This is a genomic window from Methanocrinis sp., assembly GCF_049974945.1.
Classification (GTDB): domain Archaea; phylum Halobacteriota; class Methanosarcinia; order Methanotrichales; family Methanotrichaceae; genus Methanocrinis.
Genome location: NZ_JBNGCU010000032.1, coordinates 1 through 18,657 on the forward strand (window position 1 = coordinate 1; position 18,657 = coordinate 18,657).

The following is an 18,657-nucleotide window of genomic DNA, read 5'->3' on the forward strand; positions in this document are numbered from 1 at the left end:
ATCCCGGCTCCGACCAGTCGGAGGTCGGGGGGTGGAACCTGATCTCGTCGAGCCCCGCCTCGGCCAGGGCCCGGAGGGAGGAGGGGCCGGGCCTCGCTCCGGTGTAGAGGTGGATGTGGTGGTCCTCCCCGAACTCCCGCTTCAGAGACCGGATCGACCTCAATACAAACTCCATCTTCAGCAGGGGCTCGCCCCCGGTGATCCCCGTCCCCAGGGCGCCGATGGCATGAGCCTCCTCGATGATCTCGGAGTCGGACCCCGCCCGTCGCTCGTTGGCGTAGACGACGTCCTTTCCGCGCCGCTCCTCTGAGAGGGGACAGTAGAAGCAGTCCCTCTCGCAGACCCCGGTGACGAACAAGACCAATGACGCCCCCTGGCGGCAGATCCGGCATCCCGGCGAGAGGTAGCTTTCGAAAGAGCCCGTGAACTCCGACTCCCATTCGGTCATTTTCCGCGCTAAGAGCCCCTTCCTCTGTTAAATAGGTTTGTAGCGGCCTTCTGGTCCTCTCCAGGGAGTGGGAGAAGTTCTGCTCTGGATATCCTCGGGGTTAGAGGCAGATAGGCCTGCCAGAAAATTGGCGGAGAAGATGGAGGCTCGATGTAGAAGAAGGGGGCTGGGACGGCTACATCCCGCCGCCCATCATGGGGCCGAACTGCTTCATCATCCGCTTCATCCCCTTCTTGTTCATCCCCCGCATCCCCTTGAGGGCCTTCTGCATCGCCTTGTGGGACTTCAAGAGCTCCCGCACCAGCTCCGGCTGAGTTCCACTGCCCCGGGAGATCCGCTTGATCCGAGAGGCGGTTATGATCTTGGGGTCCTCCAGTTCGGCCTCGGTCATGGAGGACATGATCACCCTGTACTTGTCGAGCCGGTCCTTTGTCACCTGGTACTCCTGGTCGGAGATGTCAAGCCCCATCCCGCCCAGGGGGAGCATCTGCATGATCTGCTTGAGGGGGCCCATCTTGTTGATCGCCTCCATCTGCTTGCACATGTCCTTGAGGGTGAACTTGCCCCGGATCAGGGCCTCGACGTCCACCTCCTCCTCCATCTTCGTCTCCTGGGCCCGCTCGATGAGGGTCTTGATATCGCCCATCCCCAGAAGACGGGATATGAACCGGTCGGCCTCAAACCGCTCCAGGTCGCTCGGGGTCTCGCCGACCCCGATGAAGGCGACCGAGGAGTTGGTCTCGGCGACGGCGGACATGGCGCCGCCCCCCTTGGCGGTACCGTCGAGCTTGGTGATGATGACCCCGGTGATCCCCACCGCCCGGTCGAAGGCCTTGGCCTGCTCGCTCGCCTGCTGGCCCAGGGCGGCGTCCATAACCAGGAGCTTGTGGTCGGCGTGGACCACGGCGTCGATATCCATCATCTCCTGGATCAGGTCGTCCTCCAGAGCGTGCCTCCCGGCGGTGTCCACGATCGCAACGTCGTACTTCTTCGCCGCTTCAAGCCCTTTCCTGGCCACGGCCGGAGCGTCGGGGTTTCCCTTCTCGCCGTAGAAGAAGACCCCCTGCTTCTCGCAGAGGGCCTTCAGCTGGTCGTAGGCTCCAGCCCGAAAGGTGTCGGCGCAGACCACGGCGGACCGCAGCCCCTTCCTCTGGAAGAAGGTGGCCAGCTTAGCCGCGGTGGTGGTCTTGCCGCTCCCCTGAAGGCCGACCAGCATGACCGTCTGCCTCTCCAGGGAGACGGGAGAGCTCTTGCCGACCAGGTTCAAGAGCTCCTGGTAGACGATGTTGATGACGTGCTCTCGCGGGTTCATCCCGGGGGCGGGCTTCTCGGAGAGGGCGCGGTCCCGGATCCGGTTGGAGAGGTTCATCACCAGCTTGACGTTGACGTCCGCCTGGAGGAGGGCCCGCTGGATCTCCCGCACCGCCTCGTCGACGACCTGCTTATCTATCCTGCTCGCGGAGGCGATCTTCTTCAGCGCTCCCCTCAGCGATCCACCAAGGCTATCCAGAACCATGAAGACCAAACATCCGTATCGCTTTGTTGAGAAGTTACGTCCCGACCGGGACTCGAACCCGGGTCTGAGGCTCTCTGCGCGATAACCCTAAGCTCCGCAGGCCTCTAGGATATCCACTACCCTATCGGGACACGGTTGCCGGGTAGGACGGTTATGGTAATTAAGCCTGTTGATTACCGTCCCCTGACGGCCTGGAAGGTCCTTATCGCCCTCAAGAACTCGACCCTTCCGAACTGCGGCCAGAAGGGCGCGCAGAAGTGGACGGGACAGCAGCTCCCGTTCGCCTGCCAGGGGAGGAAGTTTGATGTCCTGACCTCGCCACCGGTCCTTATTATCAGGTCCACCTCGGGGAGAGGATCGCCCCCCGCAGGGTAGAGGTGGGATGCCACCACATCCTCATCCAGGTCTTCGGGGTCGAGCTGACCCTCTCTCACCTCCGCGGCCAGGGATCTCGCCGCGTCGGCGAGCTCGCTCTTTCCGCCGTAGGCGAGGGCCAGGTTGAAGTGCATACCGTCGTATCCCCGGGTTGCGGCCTCCACCTCTCCGATCGCCTCCTGCAGCCGGCGCGGCAGTAGGCCGATCCTGCCGATAGCCCTCACCCGGATCCGGTTTTTGTGAACCTTCTCCGAGACCGCCAGCTCCCGAAGCTTCCGCTCAATCAGCTCGAAGAGGTACTCCTTCTCGGCCTCGTCCCGGTCGAAGTTCTCGGTGGAGAAGGTGTAGACTGAGAGATGTCTTATCCCCAGCGCCAGACACCAGTCGGCCACCATCTCCGTCGTCTCGGCGCCCCGGCTATGGCCGTCGAAGCTGGAGACGCCCCTCATCCTGGCGTACCTGCGGTTCCCGTCCTGGATGATGGCGACATGCTCGGGAACCCCGCCCCTCAACGTCTCTATCTCCAGGACCCTCTCGTAAAGGGTTCGCAGGGGTCCGAGCGACAATGAGGCCAAGAGCGATCGGCACAAGTCCATCTCCATCACCTTATCGAGTTACCATTTAAAAGGTCTTCTCCGGAAGGCCTCTTCGGCCCTTCGGCTCGGGCCTGAGCGGAGGAAAAAATACTAATACGCATGACGTCGTGCAGGGGCTGAGGGCCCGTGGTCTAGGTGGTTATGACATCGCCTTCACACGGCGGGGATCACGCGTTCGAATCGCGTCGGGCCCATCAACCTATTTTGGTCACAACCTTTAATTATCATACCCGGCAATTAGAAATGCTGAATGAACTTCAGGTTATCTGCTCCCAGATGTCGGATTTGATGCTTGATTCGTTCTCCAGAGGTGATAAGCTGGCAAATTATGCAAGTACAAAAAGGAAGAGGAATGCACAAGGTCCGGAGGTAGTAACGCGAGTCCGCCTCCCGCGAGCGTATGATAGAGAGATATTCGGATTCGTGGAGACGCTCCTCGGCTCAAACAGGCTGAAGGTGAGGTGCCTCGACGGCAAAGAGAGGATGGCCAGAATACCCGGCAAGATGAAGAAGAGGATCTGGATCCGGGAAGGCGACGTCGTCATCGTGGTCCCCTGGGACTTTCAGGACGAGAAGGCCGACGTCGTATGGAGGTACACCGGACCTCAGGTTGATTACCTCGTGCGTAAGGGTTTCCTCAAAAGGTAGGCATGACCGAGGAATCCAAGCAGCAGAGAGAGTTCGAGGCGAAGATAGACCTGATGCGGGAGCGAATCAAAGATTCTGACGACCTGAAGGTACAAGACGAGGTCTTCGACCGGCGCGCTCTGATGGACCTGTACGCCCTCGCGAGCAAGGGCGTGATCGCCTCCCTCGGCGGCGCCGTCAGCACCGGCAAGGAAGCGAACATATTCCGCGCCAAAGGAGATGACGATAAGGACCTCGCCGTCAAGATTTACCGCATTAATACAAGCAACTTCAAGGCGATGCAAAATTACCTCCTCGGTGACCCCCGGTTCGGCAGCATCAAGGGGACGAAGAGGGCGATCATCACCGCCTGGACGAGAAAGGAGTTTAGAAACCTCCGGCGGGCCGAAGAGGTGGGGGTGAAGGTCCCTCACGCCATCGCCATGAGGGAGAACATCCTGGTCATGGAGATGGTGGGCACGGGCAGATCGCCGGCGCCCCAGCTGAAAGATGTAAGGCTGGAGGCGAGAGAGGCGGAGCGGGCGTTCGAGAAGATCACAGAGTACGTATCTCTCCTCTACAACAGGGCGAACCTCGTCCATGCCGACCTGAGCGAGTTCAACATCCTCTACCACGACGGAGAGCCGGTGATCATCGATATGGGCCAGTCGGTGACCCGAGAACACCCCATGGCCAGGAGCTTTCTGGAGAGGGACATATCAAACCTCGCCCGTCACTTCGGCAAGAAGTATGCCGTCGGCTCAGAGGAGGCCATCAAGGAGAAGATCAGAGCCGGAAAGGACGGCTGACTTTTTCTATAATCGAAGCTATCAATAAATAAACGCTTACGCGGAGGCTGATACTTTTGCATATCAAGATTCCAGCAGATCGGATAGGGGTTCTGGTAGGTCCTTCGGGATCGGTGAAGAGCACCCTCGAAGAGAAGACCGGCGCGACGCTTGATATAGACAGCGATACCGGCGCAGTCGAGATCATCGCTGGAGAGGAGGACCCGATCATGGCGATGCGCCTCGCCGAGGTCGTCCGGGCGATAGCTCGGGGCTTCTCTCCTGAAAGAGCTTATTCGCTTCTGGAAGAAGAGATGCTTATGCTGGACGTCATAGACCTCTCTCGGATCTGCAACACCAAAAGCGACATGGCCCGGATAAAAGGAAGGATAATCGGCAAAGACGGCAGGACGAGAGAGATCACCGAGAAGCTGACCGGAGTCGGGATCTCCGTCTACGGCAAGACCGTCGGAATCATCGGCTATCCCGAACAGATCCGGATCGCAAGAGCCGCCATCGAGATGCTGATAGACGGAGCGCCCCACGGCGCTGTCTACGGCTACTTGGAGAAGAAGAACCAGGAGCTGGTCAGTTCCAGCATCGACGAGCTCTGATCAATCCAGGGTGACCCTATCCTCCCCAACGTAGACGTTCATCCTCATCTTTCGGGCGAAGCCCACCAGAGTCATCTCCCTCCTCTCCGCCATCTCCACGGCGAGGGTGGTGACCGCCCCCTTGGAGGCGATGAGGGGGATGCCGAACCTGGAGGCCTTATCGATGGTGGCGCTCGTTATCCTGCCGGAGGTGACGGCGTAGCAGCTCGCAAGGTCCAGCCCTCGGAGGACGCCCCAGCCGAAGATCTTGTCCAGGGTGTTGAGGCGGCCTACGTCCTCGGCGGTCGCCAGGATCGACGTTCCCCGACAGAGGGAGGAGGTATGGGTTCCGCCCGTCCTCCTGTAGAGGTCCGAGTCGAGGGTGAGGGCGAGGTTTCTGAGGATCGCATCGGCCCGGACGGTTCCGGCTGCGTCGCCCGCCCTCCTCGCCGCCCCCACCCCGAGCCCCTTCTCAGACCGGGGATCGACCTCTGCCCAGGCCTTCTGGCCTTCGATCAAGAGGGACCTGATCTCGCACCCCTCCTCGATAATCCCCCGATACCGGAGGTGGCCTGCCACAAACTCCACCTCCATGGACGGAGTGATCGTCGCCTTTGCCAAGAGGTCGCCGTTGGCGAAGATCTCGAGCTCTACCTCTCGGGGAAGATGCTCCTCGATCTCGGAGATCTCGCCTCCCTCGATCCTCAGCGTCTTGAGGTCCCGGTGCTTCACGACCGCAGATCAGCCATGAGATTATATATGCCTTATCAGAATCTGAGCGACTTCATCGAATTCGAATATCGGAGGACGAACCGTTGTCATTAAACATGGAGCTGACCCTCTACGACTGGTTTCTGATCGCGATCCTGGCCCTGAACCTCCACTGGATCCTGGCCAAAAGGCTGAGCCGAATCCAGAGCTTGAGGGGGCTCAGCCTTGGAAACTGGGGTCCTGTGATCATGATCAGGACGACGAGGTGGCTCTCCCTCATCGACCGGCTCAGCAGACCGAGGAGGCTCTGGAAGCTCTCGATCACCGCCGGGATTCCTCTCGTAGTCCTGGGGATGTTCTCCTTTCTCGCCTTCTTCCTTCTGATGACCTTCGCCGTTATGAGGTCGCCTCCGGAGCCCTCCGTCTACACCGCTCCACGGAACGTCCTTCTGATCCCGGGGATAAACCAGTTCATACCCCTCTGGTGGGGCTGGGTCGCCCTCTTCGTTACCATGGCGGTCCATGAGTTCAGTCACGGGATCCTCTGCAGGGCCGAGGGGATCAGGGTCAAGTCGATGGGGATCGCCCTCCTCGCGGCCCCGGTGGCCGCCTTCGTCGAGCCTGACGAGGAGGAGCTCTTCGGCTCCGAAGACAAAAAGGCGAAGGCGTCCCGGGCTGCTCGGGTCCGTATCCTCTCCGCAGGGGTCATAGCGAACTTCGTCGTGGCGGCCGTGGCTCTGGCCCTCTTCTTCGGGCCGGTGATCGGGGCCATCGCCCCCGTGGATAGGGTGGTGGTGGTGGACGTGGCTCCGGGCTCCGATGCCGATATGACGGGATTTGAGCGGCAGATGATCCTTCTTGAAGCCGACGGCGTGCAGATCGGAAGTATTGAAGATCTGATGGCAGAAGAAGGGGCTCCGAAGAGCCTCAGCCTCCTCTGGGGCGAGGAGGTCGTCGAGCTGGGCGTCGATGGACCCCTCCGGCGGGGGGTCGTCGTCTCCTACGTCTTCGAGGGTTCAGCGGCCGAGGAGGCGGGGATGGCCTCGGGGATCACCATCTCCGAGATCGACGGCGTCCCGACCCCGGACTGGGAGTCTTTCAGGTCTTATATGAACACCACCCGCAGGGGTCAGACGGTGGTCATCGGGACGAACCGGGGCGAGCACGTCGCCAATCTCACCGCCAACCCCGACGGATCGGGGACGGGGTTTTTGGGGGTCGGCTTCTCCGAGGTCTCGGCTAACGCCGTCTACCTGGATGGCGTCACCTTTCAGGAGTTTCCGGCGGGGCCCTTCCTCGCAGCCCTCCGGGAGATGCCCCGGTCCGGCCTCTTTGGGATGATCTCCCTCATGGGCCTCCCCTTCTCCGGGATCCCCGGCTTCACCGAGATGGGCTTTCCGGGCTTCTCGGGCTGGATCAACCAGCTCTTCGAGCCCGCGGGCTGGGCCGAGCCCCTGGGCGGCAAAATCTTCTGGATCGCGAACTTCCTCTTCTGGGTCGGGCTGATAAACCTCTACGCCGGCCTCTTCAACTGCCTTCCCGCGGTCCCCCTGGACGGAGGACATATATTTCGAGATCTGCTGCACATGGGGTTTGCGGCGGTCTTCAAGAGCGAGGCGAGGGCGGAGAGGATGACGAGGGCCGTGGTGGCGCTGATGGCCTGGCTGATCTTCTCGTCTCTCATCTTCATCATCGTCGCCCCCTACCTCGCCCACGGCTTTGGAGGCTAGCTTATTCAGCAGAAGAGAGGGGGAGCTTTCTAGCCCGACGGCTCCATCTCCAGCAGACGGGCTGCGGCGTAGGCTGGAAATACTTCCGAAACCCCAGAGCCGTACCTTTCTGAGAGGCGAACGCATTCGAGGTCGAGGTTGCGGGCGGCCTCCTCGATCATCCCCTCCCCGATCCCGGCGGCGACGACGAGGTGGAGGGTGTGCCGCTCCGCCGCTCTGCAGATCCCCTCTGTCAGCAGCCTCGACTGGCAGGATCTCGCCTGGCGGGCGATCTCGGCTGCGCCGTCGGAGCCGATCTCCTCGAGGTCTGCGCAGACCGCCCTCGCGAGCCGTCTCAGTGCGGAGATCCGATCTCTTCCGCCGCCATCGGGGGGCTCGACGGAGTAGTCGTCCTCGGCGATCTCGCCGAGGGCGAGGTGGGCGTCGGCGGCGATGGCGAATAACTCTGAGGAGAGGGGGACCCTCCTTCCCCCGATCTCCACCCCTCTCAGAAGGACGGCCAGATTCGTCCTCAGAAGGCCGGAGTAGATCAGCTCGCCGTTTGCCAGCCGCTCGAAGTCGGTTTTGGCGGCCTTTGGTCCGGACTTTATCGGTATAAGGTCTGTCGTCGTCGAGCCCATGTCCACGAAGAGGCAGTCTCCGATCTCCTCGGAGACCAGATGGGCTGAGGCGGACCAGTTGGCGGCGGCGAGGTCGCCGATTTCAGTCCACCCGAAGCCGTCGACGCCCCAGAACTTGATGGGGCAGGAGAAGGACCCCTCGACCGCATCCTTGATGGAGAGGATCCCGGTCCTTTTATTCGAGAAGCAGTCCGCCAGCTCGCCGGTCATGACCACGGCGAGGGCCTCGGGCTCCGCCTGCCGGGAGAGTCGGCGGAGGAGGGGCACCAGGCGCGCCCCCTTCCAGAGGGGCAGGTAATCGATTCTGGTGAAGGAACCGTCGGAGCTGGCGGCTTTGGTGTTGGCTCCCCCGATGTCGAGGCCGAGGATCATAACCGTCGAGGACCCGATATACCATAAAAGCTTTAGTCTAATTGGCCGTCATTACGCACCTAGCTTTTGGAGAGATGATCATGGCTGCCAAGGAGAAGTATCCCGAGCCCACCTATCTGGAGTATGGATTTGGTGAGCTGGAACATGACGTCATCAAGAAGGAGCTCTGCTGTTACTGCGGAAACTGCATCGCCTTCTGCCCCAAGATCGATAAAGAGGGGAACAGACCCGAGCTCGTAGACTACGACCCCCTCTGCGGCCTATGCTACGCCTACTGTCCGAGGACGATGCTGGACATGCCGCGGATGACAGAGAGGATCTTCGGGAGAGAGAGGAAGGAGGACGAGCCCCTGGGGGTCTACAGGAAGGCCGCCTCCGCCCGGATCGCCAAGTCGGGCGTCAGGGTCCAGGACGGTGGGGTGGCCACCGCCCTCCTGATAAAGGCGCTGGAGTCCGGGGTCATCGACTGCGCCGTCGTCACCGATAAGGACGATCAATGGAGGGGCGTCCCCAGGATCGCAACGACGGCCGAGGAGATAGCCGCCTCCGCCGGGACGAAGTACACCATCACCCCCAGCATCACCGGGGTCCAGATGGCCATGGACCAGGGCTTCAAGAAGATCGGCTTCGTCGGGACCCCCTGCCAGATCCAGGCCCTTCGGAAGGTCCAGCTCCTGGAGGAGCCCTACGCGTTCGGCCAGGACAAGATAGCCCTTCTGGTGGGCCTCTTCTGCATGGAGAACTTCGAGTACGAGAGGCTATTCCCGAACCTGGTCCAGGGCTCTTTCGGGCTAAAGGCCGAGGAGGTCGATAAGTTCGAGATCCAGAAGGGGATGTTCAGGGTCATCTCCGGCGACAAGGTGAAGGAGGTCCCCCTGGAGGAGACCGACGATTACGTCTGGAAGGGGTGTGGCCCCTGCTTCGACTTCGCCGCGGAGCTGGCCGACGTATCCGTCGGGTCCGTGGGCTCGAAGGCTGGCTGGTCGACGGTCCTCGCCAGAACCGATGTCGGCGCTCAGGTCTATGAGGAGGCCCTCAAGGCGGGAGCCATCGAGGAGAAGGCGATCTCCGAGAAGGGGCTCGCCCTCGCCGGGAGGCTGGCCAAGGGGAAGGAGGAGCGGTTCAACACCAAGACCGCGGAGCTCCTCGGACGGGGCGTTCCCGTGAACATCCGGAGATGAAGAGAAGAAAACGAAGAGGGCCCGAAAAATGACGGGCTTGAAATCGAGATCTGAGAGAAGTGCAGAACCGATAGACCTGGATGATATCCCATGTTGTCAGTGGGGCTCGCAGGAAAGCCTAACGCCGGCAAGTCCACCTTCTTCAAGGCGGCGACCCTTGCCGAGGTGGAGATAGCAAACTACCCCTTCACCACCATCGATGCAAACCACGGGGTATCCGCGGTGAGGGTGCCCTGTCCATGCAAGGAGACGGGGACCGAGTGCGGCAGGTGCAGGGACGGGGTGAGATACGTCCCCGTGGAGCTGATCGACGTGGCCGGGCTCGTCCCCGACGCCCACCTGGGTAAGGGCCTGGGAAACGAGTTTCTGGACAGCCTCCGGGTCGCCGAAGCCGTCATACACGTCCTGGACGCCTCCGGCTCGGCGGACGCGGAGGGAAACCCCGTGGGGGTCGGAAACTACGACCCCGAAAAGGACGTCCTCTTCCTCAAGCACGAGATCGGGATGTGGCTCTTCGGCATCCTCAACCGAAACTGGGAGAGGCTGATGAGGCGGGTCCGGGCCGAGGGGATCAAGATCGAGCCCCTCATCTCCGAGCAGCTCGCAGGAGCCGGGGTCAGCGACAACCACGTCCGTTGGGCCCTCTCGACGATGAAGGGCGATCCGACGAAGTGGGGCGAAGAGGAGATGAAGAGGTTCGCGGAGCTCCTCCGGGACGCCTCCAAGCCCATGATCATCGCCGCGAACAAGGTGGATGTTGCGCCCCCCGAGTTCGTCGCCCGCCTGAAGGCCTTAGACGAGATCGTGGTCCCCACCAGCGCCGCGGCCGAGGTGGCCCTGAGGATGGCGGACAAGAGCGGCGCCATAAAGTACAGGCCGGGCGATGCGGACTTCGAGCTGGTAAAAGACCTCTCTGCCCCCCAGAAGGCTGGCCTCGAAAAGATTCGGGCGATCCTGAAGGCGACCGGCGGGACCGGGGTCCAGGAGTGCATCGACCGGGCGGTCTTCGAGCTTCTCGATTACATACCCGTCTTCCCGGTGGAGGACGAGGGGAAGTGGACCGACCGGAACGGTGTCGTCCTGCCGGACGCCTACCTGATGAAGAAGGGCTCGACGACCAAAGACCTCGCCTACCGGATTCATACCGACATCGGGGACAGCTTCCTCTTCGCCCTGGACGGGAGGAGCAAGAGGAGGCTGGGGGAGAAGCACGAGCTCTCGGCCGGGGACGTGATCAAGATAGTCTCGACGAAGTGAAGGGGGGCGGAGGGGCGGGCCATCTTCAGCCCAGTGCCTCTCAGAGCTTAGTCAGGATTGCGAGACAGGCTTGATCTCAGTATCTGCTGAGTATTGAGCTCCCGTCGTTTCCACGCCGCCAGGACTGTCGTAATGCCTTCATGAATAGACAGACTAGAGAAGATAAACGACCGCGGAGCTGAGCAGATGATTGAGATCTCAAAGATCCAGATGGCAGCCGTCGCGATCCTGGCGGCGCTTCTACTCTGGACCCTTTATGGAGCGTTCGTCTCCATGAGCGTAAAAGAGCCCCCCTACCAGGTCATCGAGACCCTAGAGAACGATGTCGAGATCAGAGAGTACTCCAACCAGATCTGGGCTGTGACCCTCGCAGAAGACGAGAACCAAGGGTTTGGCCGCCTCTTCGGCTACATCACCGGCGCCAACGAGGAGGAGAAGAAGATCGAGATGACAGCCCCCGTCGTAACCTGGGAGGAAGATGGGGAGATGTTTATGGCCTTCGTCATGCCCGAAGACTTCAACCTGGAGGGGACACCCCGGCCCCTGGACGAGAAGGTGAAGATCGAGCTGGTGAAGGAGAGGAGGATGGCGGTAATCGCCTTCTCAGGATACGCCACTGAGGATAGCCGAAAAAGACACCTCAAGATCCTCGAAGAGACCCTTGAGGCTCAGGGGATAGAAACCATTGGCGATCCGGTCCTCATGCAGTACAACGACCCCTGGGCTCCCCCCTTCATGCGCCGAAACGAGGTGGGGCTGGAGGTTGGCCTCTGATCGAATCCACCCGAAAATTCGAAATTGAAATTTGTGGTTGAGGAGGCTGAAGATCGGGGTCAGGGCTTCTTCAGCCCGCCCTTAAGATTTCCCACCGCCGAGAAGGCCGACTTGGCCGTGGAGACGATCTGGTCGTAGAGGAAGACGCCGAAGATGCCGATCAACATGGCCAAGACCACAATTCCGATCAGGACTGCTATCACCAAGCTTATCAGAGACAACTATTTTTCACCTCTTCGAGATTTCACTCTCTCTGCTGCCTGCGGACAGATCCGGATCGAAGGGCTTGATCTTTACAATGCACGTAAACTTGATCATAAACCCGGAAATCTCAGCTCTTTAGGCCACAGGCGCAGTAGTTATTCAGCTTACCCTATGAGCTCATCCGATAAAAAGGTTTGACGGGATGAGACTTCACCCAGGTGGAGGCTTGGAAGGCGATGATCTCTGGAATAATGAAAGATCAACGGACATTTTCAGACATTCGCTCCGAAGGAAAAGACGTGATATGCATATTCGATAATTTGTCGGCATGATTGCTTGCAGCACTCGGGGTTGAGACTTGAGGTAATTTGTCCAAATATTCTCAAATAACTACAACAAATGAAATCATACGGTTCAATGGAAAGCATTATATGTAATAATGACCCAAAAAGCTGGACGTAAACAACGGAGTGGAGGTAAAGTAAATGATGAAAAAAGCTTTCATAGCTTTAATCTTCGTCTCGATGCTGTCGATCGGAATGTCCGCAGCAGAGGACGAAGAGATGATGACGATCGTAGAGACAGCCGCAGAGGAGAACTTCAGCACCCTGGTGACTGCAGTGGATGCTGCAGGACTTACAGAGACCCTCAACGGTGAAGGGCCCTTCACCGTCTTCGCCCCCACCGACGAGGCCTTCGCCGGCGTAGATATCGACATGAACGACACCGACTCCCTGGCAGATATTCTCAAGTACCACGTCGCCTCCGGCGAGTACATGGAGGCGGACGTCGTGAACATGACCGAGATCGAGACCCTCGAGGGCGGAGAGCTCAGCGTTGAGGTAACCGACGCGGGCGTGATGGTCGGCGGCGCCAACGTTACGGCGACCGATATCGTCTGCAGTAACGGTGTAATCCACGTCATCGACGCCGTCCTGATGCCCCTCGATGAGGAGCTGACCATGGAGGTCGAGGAGACCGTCGAAGAAGTGGTCGGTGAGATTCAAGATATAGGCGACGATAACGACACCGGCCTCATCTGAGGACGGATTTTTAGAATCGTCCAAAGGGGCGGCTCGAGTCAGAGGAACTCGCAGCCCGCCTCCAAAATCCATTTTTCGATATCATCTTCTCCATCGGGTCGGGCCAGCCTTGCCATCCTCGATCGCCAGGATCACCAAAAACCCGATATATGACCTTAATCATGCGATCGCCAAAGGCGATAAAATTATGTTGATCGGAATCGATGTCGGCGGAACCACTACAGACGCGGTTCTAATAGATGAAGGAAAGACGATAAACACGTCGAAAGTCCCGACCGACCACGACCATCTCCTGGAGTGCCTGATGAGCGCCCTCGACGAGATCGTTCGGGACGTCTCGCCGAAGAAGATCGAGCGGGTAGTTCTCAGCACCACCCTCATAACAAACCTCATCGCCGAGGGGAAGACCGATCCCGTGGCCCTGATCATAGAGCCCGGGCCCGGGATGAACCCCGAAGGCTACAACCTGGGAGACGAGGTCCACATCGTACGGGGGGCCATCGACTACCGGGGAAGAGAGATCCAGGCCCTGGATGAAGGCCAGGTCCAGAGCGCGGCAGCGGAGATCTCTCGACGGGGCCGAGGGAAGGTGGCGGTGGTGAGCAAGTTCGGGCAGAGAAACCACTCCCACGAAGAGAGGATGCGAGAGATCGTCCTCTCGGCGAACCCCGGGATCCAGGTGGAGATGGGCCATCAGGCCTCGGGACGGCTGAACTTTCCAAGAAGGGCGGCGACGACGATGCTGAAGGTCGCAGCTCAGGACAGATATAGAGAATTTGCAAGAGATGTAGCCGAGGCAGTCTCCAAGAGGAAGATAGAGGCACCCATCTACATCCTAAAGGCCGACGGCGGAACGCTGCCCCTCGCGACCTCCGTCGAGCATCCGGTCGAGACGATCTTCTCGGGGCCCGCCGCCAGCACCATGGGCGTTCTGGCCCTCACCCCGCCGGGCCAGACCTCCGTAGTCGTCGATATCGGCGGGACGACGACAGACCTCGCCCTGATCCTGGACGGGGTTCCCCTGATGTCGTCGGAGGGCGCCAAGGTGAACAGCTACCTCACCCACATCAGGGCCTTCGCCATAAAGTCCGTGGCTCTGGGGGGCGATAGCAGGGTGAGAGGCGACGGCGACGAGGTCACCCTCGGGCCGGAGCGCGCGGGTCCCGCCCGCTGCCTCGGAGGAGCCGAGCCGACCCCCACCGACGCCTTGAGGCTTTTGAACATGATCTCCATCGGCGAGCGGACCCTCGCTGAGAAGGCGATGGTGGATCTGGGGCGAGACCTCGGCTGCTCTGCGGGCGAGGCAGCCCAGATGGTGGTGGACGCGGCCGTCGAGAAGCTGTTATCGGAGATCGAAGCGATGTTCCTAGCCTGGGAGCTGGAGCCGGCCTATAGAGTCTGGGAGATCCTCCAGAAGGAGAAGATCAGGCCCCAGAACGTCGTCGGGGTCGGCGGCGGGTCCCTGGGGCTCGTCCCCCTGGTGGCGGAGAGGCTCGGCGCCAAAGGAATCATCCCCGAGAACGCCACCGTCGCCAACGCCATAGGCGCCGCCGTGGCCAGACCCACCCTGACCCTCACCTTCAGGGCCGATACCGAACGGGGCTTTTACACCGTCGCCGAGGACGGGACGACCGGAGAGATCAGAGATCGAAAGTTCGGCCAGAAGGAGGCGGAGGCTATGGCAAAGAGGCTGATAGGCGAGCTGGCCGAGAGGATGGGGATAAAGGAGTACGCCTCGGAGGCGATAGTGACCCACAGCGAGGTCTTCAACATGGTCCGGGGCTGGTCCACCAGCGGCCGGATCCTGGACGTCAGCATGCAGATTCCCGCGGGGCTCATCCCCGAGTGGACGGGAGGTGGAAGACTATGAAGAATCCGAGAGAGGAGAGCAGGAAGCGGGCGCGGAAGATGGGGCTGATATTCTTCCCCGCCTTCGACTGGGCGATAACCCCCACCCACCCCGAGAGGGAGGAGAGGCTTCTTTACACCAAAGACCAGATCTTCGAGGAGGGGCTGATGGACCTCCCGGAGGTCGAGGAGTACAAGCCCCGCCTCGCGGAGCTGAAAGACATCGCCAGGGTCCACTTCTGCATACCCTCCGTCGAGTCCCAGGTCACCGAGGCCCACCTCATCGCCGCAGGGTCCACCCTCGTCCTCGCCGACGCCTACATGAAGGGGGATATCACCAACGCCTTCGCCCTGGTCAGGCCGCCGGGCCACCACTCCATGAGGGTCGCCCACGGGAACCGCGGATTCTGCAACGTCAACAACGAGGCGATCATGGTCGAATATATCCGCCGAAAGTACGGCCTCCGGCGGGTGGCGATCATCGATACCGACGTCCATCACGGCGACGGGACCCAAGAGATCTTCTACCACGACCCCGACGTCCTCTTCATATCCTTCCACCAGGACGGAAGAACCCTCTATCCGGGGTCGGGGTTCGTCGACGAGCAGGGCGGCCCCAAGGCGATGGGAAGGACGATCAACATACCCCTCCCGCCCGAGACCCCCGACCAGGGGATTCATTACGTTCTGGAGGAGCTGGTCCTTCCGATCCTGAAGGACTTCCGGCCTCAGCTCGTGGTCAACTCCGCAGGCCAGGACAACCACTACACCGACCCCCTGGCCAACATGCGGTTCTCGGCCCAGGGTTATGCGAAGCTGAACGAGATGCTGGCCCCGGACATCGCGGTTTTGGAAGGAGGGTACGCCATCGAGACGGCCCTCCCGTACGTCAACTGCGGGATCATCCTGGCCATGGCCGGCCTCGACTACTCGAACGTGCGGGAGCCGGACTACCATCCCGGAAGGTTTGCGATGACGAGGGCTATGGAGGCGAATATCGAGGGAACCGTCGAGTACCTCCAGGGGATCTGGGAGGCGAGAGACGAATTGACGGCAAAAGCCGTCGAGAGGGCAGGGCCCTTCTTCCGCAGGCACAAGAACATCTTCTACGATACCGACGGGATCCGGGAGAAGCAGACCGAGTCGGTGAAGATGTGTCCCGACAAGAATTGCCCCGGCTACATGACCATCGATACCGACGCCGTCAGGGGCTACGGGTCGTCTGATAGCGGGTTTGGCGTCTTCGTGCCCCTATTCGCCTGCAAGCGCTGTCGCGAGGAGGCGAGGGAGGAGTATGAGGCCCACAAGACCGACTCCCGGTACAACTACGTCTACCTCCAGGACAAGAACTCGGACGACTTCCGGCTCTACAGCACCAGGATGCATAACGAGAGGGTCTACTGAATCTGTGGCCTTGTGGCCAGGGAAGATCACGTCGGAGGCAGGTGGTCAGTATGGATGGAGAGTATGGAGAGATGAGGGAGATCCGGATCGCCTCCTGGTGGCGGAGGCTCGGAGCCTGGCTGATCGACATCATCCTGGTGGGGATACTGTGGGACCTTCTGGCAGGCATTGCCGGGCCGTTCCACTTCTTCGGCTTCGGACCCATGCACGGCCCCTTCTTTCAGCACTGGTTCGTCGACCTCGGCTCCGACGACGCCATCGTCCTCTTCGTCTACTGGACGCTCCTGGAGGGGTACCGGGGCCGGTCCCTGGGTAAGATGGCCCTGGGCCTGAAGGTGACCAACATGAGGGGCGATGAGATCGACCTCCCTCGGGCCGCCATCGAGAGCTTCGGCAAGGCCTTCCTTCTGCCCCTGGACTGCCTCATCGGTTGGATTGCCATGCCCGGATCGGGCCAGAGGCTCTTCAACCGGCTCTCGGAGACGATCGTCGTCGTGGTCGATGAGGCGGCGCCGGAGGGGGTCCGCTACGTGAGGCCGGAGTAGCGGGTCTACTCTCCAGGAGGGCGAGGCGGGCAGCTCGGCGAACCCCAGCGAATCAGTTATGCAGAATGAGCTGAGCCATACAGCTAGGGCGTCTTCCCCAGAAGGCCCTCAGGCCCCTACTTATTATCTGGCGGCCGCGAATAGACCTCGCCCCTGAAGTCCAGCTTCAGAAGCAGGACGAGCCTTTCCTCTTCCTCCACCTGGTAGACGAGCCGAAAATCGCCGAACTTGACCCGAAAGCGGTTTGCATGGCCTTTGCACCGCTTGATGTCAAAATTCGCTTTATTGAGATGATCCCCGAAGATATGACCCGACCTTGCGAGAAAGGGGCCCTCGGCGAGCGGATCGATCAGCTCCTTAAGCCTCCTCTGATGAGCCTGAGGAAGAGCGGCGATCATCCTTTTTGCTCTTTTCGGATGTAAAAGAACCTCATAGCTCATAATCCGAGTTCTGCCTTGAGGCTCTTCCACGAAATGCCCTTCTCCCTCGTCTCTCGGGCCAGCCTGTCCAGCTCCTCAGCCTCAGATTCGCCAGCATCGACATCTCGAACCGAATCTCGCCTAATTATGATGCGATCCGGGCCAAAGAAGAGTCGGAGAAGCTGGGCGGTGCCGCCCAGCGTGGTGGCGAACTTTTGCAATTTAGAGCTTTCCTACCCTCGATCCCCTTCAAAAGAACCTCGCCAGTGTCGTCTGCCCCGCCCCCTGCGCCAGCTCCGAGAAAGGCCGCCAGTCGCGCGAGGGCGTCCGCAGCCTCGTCGCCATATCCGCCAGGGCCGCCTCCAGGGTCTCGAACTTTCGGGGCGGATTTCTCATGGCCTCCCTCGCAGCCTCCCGGACGACCCAGACCCCCAGGGGCGCCCAGTACTCCTCGGTGATCTCCCGGATCGCCAGGACGGAGGCCTGCCGCCTCATCTCGGCCAATCGTTCGAGGAGGGCGAGGCGGGCCGCGTAATACCCTCCGGAAAGACTGCTGTACCCCTTCTTCGGGCCGGGGCCCTCGCGGTCTGCGCCGATCCAAAGTCCATCGCCGGACCAGACAGACCTCGGGAGCCAGACCTCGATCAGCTCGTAGGTGAACGAGGCTGGGGCGAGGAGGACCTCGAAATGGTTTCCTAGCCTCTCACCGGAGAAGAGGAGGTACTCGTTTATGAGAGGATGGTCCCGGATCGCTTCGATGAGATGTTTTCCCGCGATGTCGTCGGAGGCGGTGATCGACCACCTCGTGGGGACGAGCTTTCTCTTTTTGCCCAGGAGCCCCAGGGATAGGAGCCTCGATATCCCGTCCACCTCGACCCCAGAGATGTAGAGCTCGCCGACGGCTCTGGCGGCCAGAAGGTCCGAGTCCTCGACGACCGCATCGACCTTCCGCGGGATCGAGGGGTTTGAGGTGATCTCCATCTCTTTGACCGACCCCGAGGGCCCCGTGGGCATCATGAAGCCGTCGAAGCGGAGGCGGCCCCGGGGGGGCTTTTCGAAGGTCACCTCCGTCCCCACCGGCATCGAGGACATGGCGATCTCCTGGGCCATCTCCAGGAGCCGACCGGGTTTTCGGGCGTCGGCGACCTCCACCTTCGATCCGGACCTCACCATCGACGATCGGAGGGAGACGATCTCCGCGACGTCCATCCTGGCCAGCTCCGCGGGCCTCAGGCAGAGGTCGAGACGATCTCCCACCTCCGCCGGGACCAGGGGGCCGGCGGAGACCCTGGGGTAGCCGAACCTCCCCACGAAGACCTCCGGGGGCGACGGCCCCTCTATCGTCGTTCCGAGCTTCGGAAGCTCTGATGCCGTCCGGAAGCTCCTCAGGATCGGGCAGACCGGCCTTCCGCAGAGCCCCCGCCCCTTGCAGCGAACGCACCGAGTCATCTCTCCAATCGAAAACGGCTTTTATAGGATATAGGCCTATCACCGGACCATGATGGAGATCAAGGGAGACCTCGTCCCGGCAGTCGTCCAGGACGCCCAGACCGGCGAGGTCCTGATGCTCGCCTACATGAACCGGGAGGCTCTGGCGAAGACCCTG

At 61.0% G+C, this 18,657-nt stretch carries 19 protein-coding genes, 2 tRNA genes and 1 pseudogene; 13 read left to right on the forward strand and 9 right to left on the reverse strand.

Features of this window, described 5'->3' with window-relative positions:
* The 4 genes from ACP5EL_RS04740 to uppS all read right to left on the reverse strand — a co-directional run.
* On the reverse strand, positions 1 to 448 hold a 448-nt coding region (locus ACP5EL_RS04740), incomplete at its 3' end, for a radical SAM protein (protein WP_428401326.1).
* Positions 449 to 623: 175 nt separating this feature from the next.
* Positions 624 to 1,964 (reverse strand): signal recognition particle protein Srp54, encoded by a 1,341-nt coding sequence (locus tag ACP5EL_RS04745; protein ID WP_428401327.1) that lies wholly within the window; start codon positions 1,962 to 1,964, stop codon positions 624 to 626.
* A 37-nt stretch (positions 1,965 to 2,001) separates the two neighbouring features.
* Positions 2,002 to 2,095: transfer RNA gene (locus ACP5EL_RS04750), tRNA-Arg, on the reverse strand.
* A gap of 42 nt (positions 2,096 to 2,137) precedes the next feature.
* Entirely contained in the window at positions 2,138 to 2,935 is a 798-nt protein-coding gene (gene uppS / locus ACP5EL_RS04755) for a polyprenyl diphosphate synthase (protein WP_428401328.1), read from the reverse strand.
* Positions 2,936 to 3,055: 120 nt separating this feature from the next.
* On the opposite strand from uppS, the gene ACP5EL_RS04760 reads away from it, so the two are divergent.
* The 4 genes from ACP5EL_RS04760 (at position 3,056) to ACP5EL_RS04775 (ending at position 4,964) form a co-directional block, all read left to right on the forward strand.
* Positions 3,056 to 3,129 (forward strand) — tRNA-Val (locus tag ACP5EL_RS04760).
* Between the two features lie 94 nt (positions 3,130 to 3,223).
* Positions 3,224 to 3,583, forward strand: coding sequence for a translation initiation factor eIF-1A (gene eif1A / locus ACP5EL_RS04765; protein ID WP_428401347.1), 360 nt, complete (start codon positions 3,224 to 3,226; stop codon positions 3,581 to 3,583).
* A 2-nt stretch (positions 3,584 to 3,585) separates the two neighbouring features.
* Complete coding sequence (locus ACP5EL_RS04770; RefSeq protein WP_428401329.1) at positions 3,586 to 4,371, forward strand: serine protein kinase RIO; 786 nt, start codon at positions 3,586 to 3,588, stop codon at positions 4,369 to 4,371.
* A 56-nt stretch (positions 4,372 to 4,427) separates the two neighbouring features.
* Positions 4,428 to 4,964: a KH domain-containing protein gene (locus ACP5EL_RS04775; protein WP_428401330.1), complete on the forward strand. Its 537-nt coding sequence runs from the start codon at positions 4,428 to 4,430 to the stop codon at positions 4,962 to 4,964.
* Here ACP5EL_RS04775 and ACP5EL_RS04780 read toward each other — a convergent pair whose 3' ends face one another.
* Positions 4,965 to 5,675, reverse strand: coding sequence for a formate dehydrogenase accessory sulfurtransferase FdhD (locus tag ACP5EL_RS04780; protein WP_428401331.1), 711 nt, complete (start codon positions 5,673 to 5,675; stop codon positions 4,965 to 4,967).
* Positions 5,676 to 5,758: 83 nt separating this feature from the next.
* On the opposite strand from ACP5EL_RS04780, the gene ACP5EL_RS04785 reads away from it, so the two are divergent.
* Positions 5,759 to 7,384 (forward strand): site-2 protease family protein, encoded by a 1,626-nt coding sequence (locus tag ACP5EL_RS04785; RefSeq protein WP_428401333.1) that lies wholly within the window; start codon positions 5,759 to 5,761, stop codon positions 7,382 to 7,384.
* Between the two features lie 29 nt (positions 7,385 to 7,413).
* Here ACP5EL_RS04785 and ACP5EL_RS04790 read toward each other — a convergent pair whose 3' ends face one another.
* Positions 7,414 to 8,376 (reverse strand): hydantoinase/oxoprolinase family protein, encoded by a 963-nt coding sequence (locus tag ACP5EL_RS04790; protein ID WP_428401334.1) that lies wholly within the window; start codon positions 8,374 to 8,376, stop codon positions 7,414 to 7,416.
* A gap of 80 nt (positions 8,377 to 8,456) precedes the next feature.
* On the opposite strand from ACP5EL_RS04790, the gene ACP5EL_RS04795 reads away from it, so the two are divergent.
* The 3 genes from ACP5EL_RS04795 (at position 8,457) to ACP5EL_RS04805 (ending at position 11,588) form a co-directional block, all read left to right on the forward strand.
* Positions 8,457 to 9,557: a Coenzyme F420 hydrogenase/dehydrogenase, beta subunit C-terminal domain gene (locus ACP5EL_RS04795; RefSeq protein ID WP_428401336.1), complete on the forward strand. Its 1,101-nt coding sequence runs from the start codon at positions 8,457 to 8,459 to the stop codon at positions 9,555 to 9,557.
* A gap of 90 nt (positions 9,558 to 9,647) precedes the next feature.
* On the forward strand, positions 9,648 to 10,814 hold the full coding sequence (locus ACP5EL_RS04800; protein WP_428401337.1) for a redox-regulated ATPase YchF: 1,167 nt from the start codon (positions 9,648 to 9,650) through the stop codon (positions 10,812 to 10,814).
* A 186-nt stretch (positions 10,815 to 11,000) separates the two neighbouring features.
* Positions 11,001 to 11,588, forward strand: a complete 588-nt coding sequence (locus ACP5EL_RS04805) for an SOUL family heme-binding protein (RefSeq protein ID WP_428401339.1) — start codon at positions 11,001 to 11,003, stop codon at positions 11,586 to 11,588.
* 59 nt (positions 11,589 to 11,647) lie between these two features.
* Here ACP5EL_RS04805 and ACP5EL_RS04810 read toward each other — a convergent pair whose 3' ends face one another.
* Positions 11,648 to 11,809: a hypothetical protein gene (locus ACP5EL_RS04810; RefSeq protein ID WP_428401340.1), complete on the reverse strand. Its 162-nt coding sequence runs from the start codon at positions 11,807 to 11,809 to the stop codon at positions 11,648 to 11,650.
* A 468-nt stretch (positions 11,810 to 12,277) separates the two neighbouring features.
* Between ACP5EL_RS04810 and ACP5EL_RS04815 the strand changes: the two genes are divergently transcribed.
* The 4 genes from ACP5EL_RS04815 to ACP5EL_RS04830 all read left to right on the forward strand — a co-directional run bounded on the left by ACP5EL_RS04815 (position 12,278) and on the right by ACP5EL_RS04830 (position 16,632).
* Positions 12,278 to 12,835: a fasciclin domain-containing protein gene (locus ACP5EL_RS04815; RefSeq protein WP_428401341.1), complete on the forward strand. Its 558-nt coding sequence runs from the start codon at positions 12,278 to 12,280 to the stop codon at positions 12,833 to 12,835.
* A gap of 187 nt (positions 12,836 to 13,022) precedes the next feature.
* Positions 13,023 to 14,705, forward strand: coding sequence for a hydantoinase/oxoprolinase family protein (locus ACP5EL_RS04820; protein WP_428401342.1), 1,683 nt, complete (start codon positions 13,023 to 13,025; stop codon positions 14,703 to 14,705).
* Entirely contained in the window at positions 14,702 to 16,087 is a 1,386-nt protein-coding gene (locus tag ACP5EL_RS04825) for a histone deacetylase family protein (RefSeq protein ID WP_428401343.1), read from the forward strand. The genes ACP5EL_RS04820 and ACP5EL_RS04825 overlap by 4 nt, the downstream gene beginning before the upstream one ends.
* Positions 16,088 to 16,137: 50 nt before the next feature.
* Positions 16,138 to 16,632 carry an RDD family protein gene (locus ACP5EL_RS04830; RefSeq protein ID WP_428401344.1) on the forward strand — a complete coding sequence of 165 codons (495 nt, stop codon included), beginning with the start codon at positions 16,138 to 16,140 and terminating at the stop codon, positions 16,630 to 16,632.
* A gap of 116 nt (positions 16,633 to 16,748) precedes the next feature.
* On the opposite strand, the gene ACP5EL_RS04835 is transcribed toward ACP5EL_RS04830, so the two are convergent.
* Positions 16,749 to 17,030, reverse strand: coding sequence for a type II toxin-antitoxin system RelE family toxin (locus ACP5EL_RS04835; protein ID WP_428401345.1), 282 nt, complete (start codon positions 17,028 to 17,030; stop codon positions 16,749 to 16,751).
* 270 nt (positions 17,031 to 17,300) lie between these two features.
* Positions 17,301 to 18,500: an Nre family DNA repair protein gene (locus tag ACP5EL_RS04840; protein WP_428401346.1), complete on the reverse strand. Its 1,200-nt coding sequence runs from the start codon at positions 18,498 to 18,500 to the stop codon at positions 17,301 to 17,303.
* Between the two features lie 49 nt (positions 18,501 to 18,549).
* On the opposite strand from ACP5EL_RS04840, the pseudogene ACP5EL_RS04845 reads away from it, so the two are divergent.
* Positions 18,550 to 18,657 (forward strand): annotated as a pseudogene (locus ACP5EL_RS04845) (phosphoribosyl-AMP cyclohydrolase); the annotation flags it as partial.

Excerpts from the sequence above, each read along its gene's own strand:
- ACP5EL_RS04805 (WP_428401339.1), top strand. The coding sequence starts at position 11,001 with ATGATTGAGATCTCAAAGATCCAGATGGCAGCCGTCGCGATCCTGGCG.
- ACP5EL_RS04825 (WP_428401343.1), top strand. The coding sequence starts at position 14,702 with ATGAAGAATCCGAGAGAGGAGAGCAGGAAGCGGGCGCGGAAGATGGGG.
- ACP5EL_RS04840 (WP_428401346.1), bottom strand. The coding sequence starts at position 18,500 with ATGACTCGGTGCGTTCGCTGCAAGGGGCGGGGGCTCTGCGGAAGGCCG.
- ACP5EL_RS04770 (WP_428401329.1), top strand. The coding sequence starts at position 3,586 with ATGACCGAGGAATCCAAGCAGCAGAGAGAGTTCGAGGCGAAGATAGAC.
- ACP5EL_RS04835 (WP_428401345.1), bottom strand. The coding sequence starts at position 17,030 with ATGATCGCCGCTCTTCCTCAGGCTCATCAGAGGAGGCTTAAGGAGCTG.
- eif1A (WP_428401347.1), top strand. The coding sequence starts at position 3,224 with ATGCTTGATTCGTTCTCCAGAGGTGATAAGCTGGCAAATTATGCAAGT.
- ACP5EL_RS04795 (WP_428401336.1), top strand. The coding sequence starts at position 8,457 with ATGGCTGCCAAGGAGAAGTATCCCGAGCCCACCTATCTGGAGTATGGA.
- ACP5EL_RS04800 (WP_428401337.1), top strand. The coding sequence starts at position 9,648 with ATGTTGTCAGTGGGGCTCGCAGGAAAGCCTAACGCCGGCAAGTCCACC.
- ACP5EL_RS04790 (WP_428401334.1), bottom strand. The coding sequence starts at position 8,376 with ATGATCCTCGGCCTCGACATCGGGGGAGCCAACACCAAAGCCGCCAGC.
- ACP5EL_RS04815 (WP_428401341.1), top strand. The coding sequence starts at position 12,278 with ATGATGAAAAAAGCTTTCATAGCTTTAATCTTCGTCTCGATGCTGTCG.
- ACP5EL_RS04745 (WP_428401327.1), bottom strand. The coding sequence starts at position 1,964 with ATGGTTCTGGATAGCCTTGGTGGATCGCTGAGGGGAGCGCTGAAGAAG.
- ACP5EL_RS04820 (WP_428401342.1), top strand. The coding sequence starts at position 13,023 with ATGTTGATCGGAATCGATGTCGGCGGAACCACTACAGACGCGGTTCTA.
- ACP5EL_RS04830 (WP_428401344.1), top strand. The coding sequence starts at position 16,138 with ATGGATGGAGAGTATGGAGAGATGAGGGAGATCCGGATCGCCTCCTGG.
- uppS (WP_428401328.1), bottom strand. The coding sequence starts at position 2,935 with ATGGACTTGTGCCGATCGCTCTTGGCCTCATTGTCGCTCGGACCCCTG.